Below are 2,665 nucleotides of genomic sequence, written 5' to 3' on the forward strand. Positions count from 1 at the left end.
ACTCTAAAATAGTAACAAGTAACAAGTAACAAGTAACAAGCAACAACGCCGGTACACCACTGTCATATGACAGCCGGTGTACCGGCTTTTTTGTTCGAATCTATGGTTATTTTTTTACATTATGAGTGCAATGCGATGCAACCTATCAAATCGTTCTTAAATTTCGTGCGCGTTGTATGAAATGACACATGTAACACAGCTAATTACACATCTTACCAAGGCCGGTTAATAGAATCATCATTGCAGCAAGCATTCACCGCTTATGCTTTGAAAAAAAGCAAGATCGGAAGTATTAACCTGGGTAATGTGATTTTATTAGTCCGAAGTAAGGTTAAAACCACCGCCTTTAAGGCAGTAAGATTTATCTTTTAAAATTTTGAACGTACCGTGATACTAAAAATAGGGGAGTATCATGGACTATCGTTATGGCAGTCATACAGCTTTCAAGATACAGTACCATTTTGTATTTGTAACAAAATATCGCCGAAATATGCTGTGAGTCAGGATAATATACAATATACCGGTGTTGATATTTGCGTCGCCGAGCATGGCGCTCAACAAAATAAAATGAGGCATTTCAAAGAAGCAGCTTCTGCGTAGCTGTTTTAAAAGTGTTTCTCAGATTTAAAAAAACGTTACGGAAGCGCCATTTCAAAGGCTAAGATACGCGCATAAGAGGGAAAAAGTCGTTGGCGCTTTGTATTTTGTGTGTTTGTGATAAATCAATTGCTGGAATGTAAGCTACTACTACCCGGTTAGTAAGCGATTAAATTAGATGTGTTCGCTCATGCCTATTTTGGTGTTGTTAACTTATGGTATAAGTAACTATTTGGATTTATTTGGTACTTTGCTAGATGATCGGCTTTTCAGAAGAGCAATTACTACTTGACATTAAGCTGCCAGTAACACCTTCGTTAAACAATTTTGTGCCTGGGCGTAATTTTGAGTTAATACAAACGTTAAAAAAAACGCTTTTTTTTCACGAAAAGGAACGCTTTTTTTATATCTGGGGTAATTCTGGATGTGGAAAAAGCCATTTGCTGCAGGCCGTAGTAGGTTTTTATCTACAAAGTAAAGACGCAGCCTACTATTTTCCTGGCGAGATAAGTCAAGGTGTTCAGTTGATAGATGATCCGCGTTGTGTAGCCATCGATGATGTAGAATTGTTAGATGATGCAGCACAAGTGGCATTGTTCAATATCTATAATCAATTCAGGGAAGATGGGAATGCTATTTTGCTGGTCAGCGGTTTATTCCCGCCAGTGCAGCTAAATCTGCGACGAGATTTAGTAACACGGTTAGGATCAGGTCTCGTCTATCAAGTTCACGAACTAACCGAAGAAGAAAAAATAAAAGCGTTGCAGCAGCAAGCCATTGAACGAGGATTTGTTTTAAAGTATGCAGTTTGCCGATATCTGTTACATCATACTCAACGCGATTTGTCATCGCTGATGATGATACTTGATGCGTTAGACCGATTTTCTTTAGTTCACCAATGCCAAATTACGATTCCTTTATTAAAAAAACTACTGAACGGTAAGTTATAACAAGTATTTAATATTATGAAACTGACATTATTTGACTTGGATAATACTTTAATCACAGGCGATAGTGATTTTGAGTGGGCACAATTTTTAATTGAAAAAAAAGCATTAGATCGTGAGTTGCACGAAGCCCGTAATCTTGAATTTTACGAGCAATACAAAGCTGGCACCTTAAATATTCATGAATTCTTAGATTTTCAGCTTAAGCCATTATCAAGACATTCTCGAAGTCAGCTGGAAAAATGGCGATGTGAATTCATCAAAAAAAAAATCAAGCCACTCATCGCGCCGGGTGCAAAAGAACTGATACAAAGTCATATGCTGGACGGCGATCTGTGTATTATTATCACAGCAACAAATAGTTTTGTAACTACCCCAATAGTGCAAATGCTTGGAGTCAATAATTTGATTGCTACAAATCCTGAGGAGAAAAATGGCGAATTTACAGGTAAAGTTTCAGGTACGCCCAGTTTTAGAGAAGGTAAGATTGATCGGCTTGAAGATTGGCTTGATTGGCATAATCTGACATGGTTATCTTTTCTACAAAGCTGGTTTTACAGTGATTCCTTAAATGACCTGCCGTTGTTAAGTAAAGTAACCCACCCAGTTGCTGTTGATCCAGATGCCACGCTAAAAAAGCATGCTGAGGCAAAGGGCTGGCCTGTTATTAGTTTACGCTAGTGTTTAATTGCATCAATTCGGCATATACTTTTTAAAGAATATTTCATTACAAAACAATTGATTGATCTGAAAAATAAAACACATTATTTTTGCAATTAAACACTAGTACATCGTCCACCTTAAAATGACGGATAAAGATGTTTTAATTTAATGCGAGCATCTTCCGTCGTAAAGCGCCAGTTCATTTCACTGTTTTTCATGTTTCTTTGCTTTACCCAGCGTCTACTTCCTGAGTCAAATATTGCCTGTCCGCCATACGATCACTCATGCACTGCCTGGACAATAAACTAAATTCAATCTCTGCCATATTCAACCAGCTGCCATGTTCGGCGTATAGTGAAACTTCAGCTTGTCTAAAATACGACGCGCCTCAGAAGGTTCAAAGGTTTTATATAACGATGCCCCCGTATGGGTATTCAGATTATCCATTACCAAACGAA

At 37.9% G+C, this 2,665-nt stretch carries 2 protein-coding genes and 2 pseudogenes; 3 read left to right on the forward strand and 1 reads right to left on the reverse strand.

The window, feature by feature from the left end:
- Positions 1-412: 412 nt before the first annotated feature.
- The 3 genes and pseudogenes from BMY60_RS14920 to BMY60_RS14930 all read left to right on the forward strand — a co-directional run.
- Positions 413-496: pseudogene (locus BMY60_RS14920) on the forward strand (IS200/IS605 family transposase); the annotation flags it as partial.
- Between the two features lie 358 nt (positions 497-854).
- A complete protein-coding gene (hda, locus tag BMY60_RS14925) occupies positions 855-1,547 on the forward strand; it encodes a DnaA regulatory inactivator Hda (RefSeq protein ID WP_090334693.1) in 693 nt (230 codons plus the stop codon).
- A 15-nt stretch (positions 1,548-1,562) separates the two neighbouring features.
- Positions 1,563-2,225 (forward strand): histidinol-phosphatase, encoded by a 663-nt coding sequence (locus tag BMY60_RS14930; RefSeq protein WP_090334694.1) that lies wholly within the window; start codon positions 1,563-1,565, stop codon positions 2,223-2,225.
- A 119-nt stretch (positions 2,226-2,344) separates the two neighbouring features.
- Here BMY60_RS14930 and BMY60_RS16465 read toward each other — a convergent pair.
- A pseudogene (locus BMY60_RS16465) lies at positions 2,345-2,665 on the reverse strand (transposase); the annotation flags it as partial.

Origin of the sequence: Nitrosomonas sp. Nm51 (assembly GCF_900111165.1) — a bacterium.
Taxonomy (GTDB): domain Bacteria; phylum Pseudomonadota; class Gammaproteobacteria; order Burkholderiales; family Nitrosomonadaceae; genus Nitrosomonas.

Excerpts from the sequence above, each read along its gene's own strand:
- hda (WP_090334693.1), top strand. The coding sequence starts at position 855 with ATGATCGGCTTTTCAGAAGAGCAATTACTACTTGACATTAAGCTGCCA.
- BMY60_RS14930 (WP_090334694.1), top strand. The coding sequence starts at position 1,563 with ATGAAACTGACATTATTTGACTTGGATAATACTTTAATCACAGGCGAT.